Genomic DNA, 5,495 nt, shown 5'->3' on the forward strand with positions numbered 1-5,495 from the left:
ATGGCCGAGGCGGGCGCGAGCGCGCTCGGGGCGACCATGGCGCCGACGAGGCCGGCGGTGATGACGGGCTTTGCATTGAAGATTGGCAGCTTCATCTTCTCACGTTCTTTCATGTGCTTGGGCTGGTACTTGCGCTTCATGGCACTCCTTCGACGTCGGGCTCCCCCGTATTGTGTTCAGGTGGTTAACGATTAAGAACCATGGTTAATAATAACAAACCAAGGTCGCATTACAAGCAATTACGCTCGTGAAATGGACAAGACGGAGCGCCGAGAGCGGCTAGGAAACAACATCAAAAAGAGGCGAATCGCTGCGGGCCTCACCATGCGCCAGTTCGCGGACATGGCGGGGACCTCCCACACCTACCTTTGGCAGGTGGAGACGGGGCGCGTCGGCATCGGGTTCGACATGCTCTGCAAGTTCGCCGACGCCCTCGGCATCGAGGTTCGCGAGCTCATCGACTTTTAATTGCTTGACCCTTCGCGTGGCGAGTCCTAACCTCAACCGCATGGACAACAGCACGAGAAGACGACTCCTCGGCCGGAGGATCAGGGCCCTGCGCGTGGAGGCCGGGCTCACCCAGCGCGAGCTCGCACTCATGGCCGGGACGAGCCAGTCGCACCTGTGGAACATCGAGAGGGGCTCGGTGAACATCAGCTTCGACCTCATCTGCCGCATCGCGGAGGCGCTGGACGCCCCCGCGCGCGACCTCTTCGACTTCTAGGCCTCCTCCCCGGCATCGTCTCGAACGGCCTCATCGAGCTCCATGGCGATGCTCGCCGCGTTCGCTATCCCCGCCACGTAGCCGCGCAGCCACGCGACGTCGCGGGTGCCGCCGTCGTCTGGCGACGAGACGGCGGCGAGCTCGTCGAGCAGGGCGGACACCAGCAACCCGTATCCGCTCGGCCTCCCCGGCTGAAGTTCCTGCGCGCTGATGCTTGAGTCGACCATTAGAGTAACCCCTCCTCATCTGCCTCGGTGTAGTATGCGTACTCGGGATAGAAGCCCGGGTCGTCGTACGCCTCCTCGATTTCGCCGACCGTCATGCGCGCCACCTCGCCCCAGGCGTACTGGCCGTTGCCGGCGAGCATCCACGCCTTGGGCCACCATGCGGGGTACCTCGACCAGACCTCGTCCCAGTCGGACTCGCTCATATAATCGGCGCAGTCGTTCAGCCGGTAGACGCCCTCGTAGGGCTGGAAGCGCTCGCGTATCCTGCCGCGCAGCTCCGAGCTCACCTCCTCGATCGCCTCGAGGGCGGCCTCGCCAATCGGCACCATGGCTCCGTCCATCCGCTGCTCCCTTCTCTCGAATCCGCCCTTGCCGGATGCAAGCGCGCTTGCTTCCGGCTTGATTGCCGGATCGCCGGAGGGCGCGGGGCGTCAACGGCCTTCGGGAAGCTTTCGTGTGCCGGACATGACATCGTTGATGCCCGCCGCAAAGTCGACGGCGCATGACGGGTGGTGGTTCCATCGCCTAGAGCGTGCATATCTCCCACGCCGCGGGCATCCGGTCGTGCACGCCGCACTCGGCGTTCTCGAGCGCCTGCACCATGCGCTCAACGCACTCGCAGAACTCGTGCGCCACGTAGAGCGCGCGCAGGTCGACGCTCGCCTTCGTCCATGTCGGCAGGGAAATGCCGAGGTCGGCGTCGACGCAGGTCGCGTTCCACGATGCGGCGTAGTCCTCAATGTTGATGTAGGCATCGCTCCAGTACCGCATGAGCAGGGCGAGCCGCAGGTCATCTCGGTCGCCGTGCCGGTCGTAACGGCGCTTCGCGATGAGGTACGCGCGGTTCATGATCTGAACGCCGTGCTCGGATCGCTGCGAGCTGAAGTCATAGCCGGAAAAGTCCAGCGTGCGAATCTCTGAACTGGTGGTTTCATCGTTCATCAGGGTCGTCCTTCCTCATCGGTTTCCGTGTAGTGGGCGTACTCCGGTTCGAACGCCGGGTCGGCGTACGCGGCCTCGATCTGCTCGACGGACATGGCGTTCACCTGCGCAGATGTGTGCTGACCGTTGTCTGCGAGCAGCCACGCATGCATCCACCAGAGCGGATATGCCGCCCAGGTGTTCAGCCAGTCTTCCTCGGAGACGTACTCGCCGAAGTCGTTGATTCGGTAGACGCCCTCGTAGGGCTCGAACTGGTCGCGCACGCAGGAGCGCAGCTCGTCCGTCACGGCGAGGATCTGCTGCATCACGTCGGCTCCTATCGCAGACATGCTCACCACCATCCGTTCTCGTCGCACTGCCGGAAGTACTCGCGGCGGGCGTCCTCGTAGGCGCGAAGCGTCTCCTGCGGATAGCCGAGGTCGCGCAGGTAGGACAGCCCGCCCTTCCCGTCGTCGTACTCGACGGTGCCGAAGCACGAGACCACGTCCCAGTCGGCCTGACCGTTGATGTGGTACTCGTGGTTGCCCATCTCGTAGAGGAACGCCGCGAAAGCGAAGTCGTAGGTCGCCATGCGTTCTGTGAGCTCCTGAGTTTGGCGCTTAAGCATGTCTTTCAGCTCGCCCACGTCGGATCGGCGCATATAGCCGCCGGGTGCGAAGCGCACGAGGTCGTCGGGCGTGCAGCCGAGGCGTCGCATGCCCTCCTCGAGCTGCTTATTGGAGAACGCCCAGATGGTGTCGAGCTCCGAGAACTCGCGCTGGAAACGCTCTTTGAGCTTCGTGTACGTGGATGCGGTGACGGTCGCGGACATGGTTAGGCCTCCTTCGCGATGAGGACGGGCGCGAGCTGCACGATGTACGCGCGCTGACCGAAGTTGCCGTAGCTCGTGTCCCCGATGACGGTCGCGTAGCCCTGCTGGACGAGGGCGTCGAGGTAAACGCGCCGGTCATAGGGCACGAACGCGCAGCCTTGGGGCAGGGCGTCGTCGAGGTTGACCGTGAGGTCGTCCCACAGCTCCTCCTCGGCGAGGTCGTACAGCATCACCGCAGGTCGGTCGCCCATGACGTAGCGGTCGAGCACGGGCGTGAGGGTCGGCGTATCGGGCACGTCGATCTGGATCGAGGTCACGATGGCGGGCATGAGGGCTCCTTTCGGGCGGGGACACGGGTCGTGGGTTCACCCGTGGCCCCGCGCGCACGTGCGGGGCCTGCCTCGGAAAAAGAAACCCGCGAGCCGGGTGCGGCTCGCGGGTGCGATGGTCGGGCGGGACGCTGAGCTGCGGTTACGCCGTCTGCTCGGCCGTGCGGGTGCGCCAGTCGAGCTCCTCGACGACGACCTCGACCTTGGAGCGGCGCACGCCTTGGCGATCCTCGTAGGAGGACTGACGGAGACGTCCCTGCACCGAGACGTAGGTGCCCTTCATGAGGTACTGGGCGAGGGCGTTCGCGCGGCGTCCGAAGAGCACGAGGTCGATGTAGTTCGGGCGGTCGGCGTAGGTGCCGTCTTCCTGACGGGCGCGCTCGTTGACGGCGACGGTGGCGCTGAGCACCGGGGTGCCTGACTTGGTGGCTCGGAGCTCGGCGTTTGCAGTGAGGTTGCCGGAGATGGCGGCGGTGTTAATCGACATAGTGGTTCCTTCCTGCTGGGATTGAGGCCTGACGCAGAAGAAACCGTGGCTCGAGACGATAGTCGCGGGCCTTGAATGAGGGCGCGTTGAACAAGAACGATCAAACCATGTACGTATAATGTCGCGATTATGTACCGTGTGCAAAACTCAAACAAACTATTTCTATAACCTTTACGGTATTTGTACACACTATATAGTCGATGTTAAGTAGAACGATAGAAAACTATATAGTGACTGTATAGTAGACCGGCTTTTTGGTAAAATGATACACAACAGGGAGATCTCTCGTGGAAGGGGTCGCCAAATGACCAAACACCCCAACAGCAAGCACGCGCCGACCGTGTCGGTCGTCAACCAGAAGGACAGCGTCGGCAAGTCGTTCATCGTCACGAACAACCGCGCGGACGACCAGCAGAAGCTCGAGGGGCCGCAGAGCGAATATGTGCCGTTCATGTTGTCCATCACACCCGAGGACAAGGCGCGCGTCAAGGCATGGGCGCGCGAGGATCGCGTGCGCATGGCTGCTGTCATCCGCAGGCTGATAGAGCAGGAGGCCGTCATGCGCGACATCGCGGAGCGCGACGGCATCACCTCGGCCGCCGTGTTCAAGCGCATGGTCGAGCGCGACGAGCGCGCGTGGAAGCGCCGGAAGAAGTAAGCAGCGTGCTGAGCAGCACAAACGAGCTATAACCGTGCCACATACGAGAGGAGCCACCATGAAGGACTACGTGCCCATGCTCGCGAAGTCGAAGGTCAAGGAGCTCGGGTTCTCCGATAAGCTCATCGACGAGCTGCTGCCCGAGCCCGTGCTGAGGCCCAACCCGCATCACGTCAGCGGCCCTCCGATGAGCCTGTGGAAGGAGGCCGACGTCGAGCAGGCTATGGAAACAGAGGTGTTCAAGGCGCACATCGCGAAGCGCAACGCGATGCGCGAGAAGCGCCAGGCCGCTGCGAAGAAGGCCGTCGAGACGAAGCGGAAGAACCTGCTCGAACATGTGCGCTCCATCATCCCCGAGATCGAGGTTGACGATGACTGGACGGAGAAGGAGCTTCTCGAGGCGGGGCGTCAAAGCAAGCACGATTACGAGGTCTTCGTGCTCGGTCACTACGGCGATACGTCGTTCCTCTGCACCGACCCGCGCACGTTGCAGCGCTGGGCCGTGAACTTCGTGCGGCACAGGCTCACGCGCTACGAGGTCGAGTTGGACGACATGGCCGGCAAGACCGGGTGCTCCGAGGCGCACAACCTCTATCACGACGCGGTGAACCAGAAGATCGCGGAGACCTACCCCTTCCTCAGGAAAGAGTGCCGCAGGCAGCGGTGCACCGTGTCAGATCCCGAGCTCATTCGGGAGTATTACATGAAGTGGGACGCGAAGAAGTAGCTTTAGCGACCACAGGCTGATGAAGAGCGCCCGCTTCCGGTACACGTCGGGGCGGGCGTTTTTTCGTCGCGACCCACACCCTTTCGGGCACACAGAAGAAAAAGCGAAGCCGCACCGCGCAGCCAGGGCCGCGCGCCCGGCCTGCTCTGCACACTTCAGTGTTCAAGGTGTGTAATGTGTACACGGAAACGTTTTAGGCTATCTACCTGCGGAAACAGTGGTTTTAACATGGTTTATAAGCATGTTTCAAAAAATAGGGTGTACCTAAAGGTGTACGGCTAATTCCGCAGGTAAAACTATATAAAACAGCTCTCAAGTACACTTTACACACCTTGTGAGATATATAAAGGGTAGTTTTTGTTCCCGAGGGGGGCATTCGCTTCTTCTTGGTGGTCTCTAGGGGTTGGCGGGGTGAAGCGCCTATATTAAAGAATCGCCCGCAGGGTGTGCAAGGTGTACATAGACTGAGTAATCGCCCGCTTCAGAGCATGCGATATTGCGAATGGGAGCCGCTGGTGGCCAACGTCAGATATTGGCATAGAGAGCCATCGATATTTCGCAAGGGAGCCGCCTGCTGCTACCTTCCGGAA

General features: G+C 61.7%; 11 protein-coding genes. 4 read left to right on the plus strand and 7 right to left on the minus strand.

What is annotated here, in order from left to right; all coding sequences use genetic code 11:
- The first annotated feature begins 252 nt into the window (after positions 1 to 252).
- Together BN3789_RS11970 and BN3789_RS11975 are read left to right on the plus strand one after the other, a co-directional pair.
- Positions 253 to 468 carry a helix-turn-helix domain-containing protein gene (locus tag BN3789_RS11970; protein WP_019127496.1) on the plus strand — a complete coding sequence of 72 codons (216 nt, stop codon included), beginning with the start codon at positions 253 to 255 and terminating at the stop codon, positions 466 to 468.
- Positions 469 to 484: 16 nt separating this feature from the next.
- A complete protein-coding gene (locus BN3789_RS11975) occupies positions 485 to 724 on the plus strand; it encodes a helix-turn-helix domain-containing protein (protein ID WP_229254385.1) in 240 nt (79 codons plus the stop codon).
- On the opposite strand, the gene BN3789_RS11980 is transcribed toward BN3789_RS11975, so the two are convergent.
- From BN3789_RS11980 to BN3789_RS12010, 7 genes are all read right to left on the minus strand, one after another.
- Entirely contained in the window at positions 721 to 951 is a 231-nt protein-coding gene (locus BN3789_RS11980; protein WP_019239981.1) for a hypothetical protein, read from the minus strand. The genes BN3789_RS11975 and BN3789_RS11980 overlap by 4 nt on opposite strands.
- A complete protein-coding gene (locus BN3789_RS11985) occupies positions 951 to 1,292 on the minus strand; it encodes a hypothetical protein (RefSeq protein WP_019239980.1) in 342 nt (113 codons plus the stop codon). Before BN3789_RS11985 ends, BN3789_RS11980 begins: the two co-directional genes overlap by 1 nt.
- 184 nt (positions 1,293 to 1,476) lie before the next feature.
- Entirely contained in the window at positions 1,477 to 1,893 is a 417-nt protein-coding gene (locus tag BN3789_RS11990) for a hypothetical protein (protein WP_066834695.1), read from the minus strand.
- Positions 1,893 to 2,222, minus strand: a complete 330-nt coding sequence (locus tag BN3789_RS11995) for a hypothetical protein (protein ID WP_229254387.1) — start codon at positions 2,220 to 2,222, stop codon at positions 1,893 to 1,895. Before BN3789_RS11995 ends, BN3789_RS11990 begins: the two co-directional genes overlap by 1 nt.
- Positions 2,223 to 2,224: 2 nt before the next feature.
- Entirely contained in the window at positions 2,225 to 2,704 is a 480-nt protein-coding gene (locus BN3789_RS12000) for a DUF7659 family protein (RefSeq protein WP_019239977.1), read from the minus strand.
- A 2-nt stretch (positions 2,705 to 2,706) separates the two neighbouring features.
- On the minus strand, positions 2,707 to 3,033 hold the full coding sequence (locus BN3789_RS12005; protein WP_019239976.1) for a hypothetical protein: 327 nt from the start codon (positions 3,031 to 3,033) through the stop codon (positions 2,707 to 2,709).
- A gap of 142 nt (positions 3,034 to 3,175) precedes the next feature.
- Complete coding sequence (locus BN3789_RS12010) at positions 3,176 to 3,520, minus strand: single-stranded DNA-binding protein (protein ID WP_019239975.1); 345 nt, start codon at positions 3,518 to 3,520, stop codon at positions 3,176 to 3,178.
- 304 nt (positions 3,521 to 3,824) lie between these two features.
- Between BN3789_RS12010 and BN3789_RS12015 the strand changes: the two genes are divergently transcribed.
- Entirely contained in the window at positions 3,825 to 4,178 is a 354-nt protein-coding gene (locus BN3789_RS12015; RefSeq protein WP_019239974.1) for a hypothetical protein, read from the plus strand.
- Between the two features lie 58 nt (positions 4,179 to 4,236).
- Positions 4,237 to 4,905 carry a hypothetical protein gene (locus BN3789_RS12020; RefSeq protein WP_019239973.1) on the plus strand — a complete coding sequence of 223 codons (669 nt, stop codon included), beginning with the start codon at positions 4,237 to 4,239 and terminating at the stop codon, positions 4,903 to 4,905.
- Positions 4,906 to 5,495: the final 590 nt, after the last annotated feature.

It is taken from the genome of Collinsella ihumii (genome assembly GCF_900046475.1).
GTDB classification, from domain to species: Bacteria; Actinomycetota; Coriobacteriia; order Coriobacteriales; family Coriobacteriaceae; genus Collinsella; species Collinsella ihumii.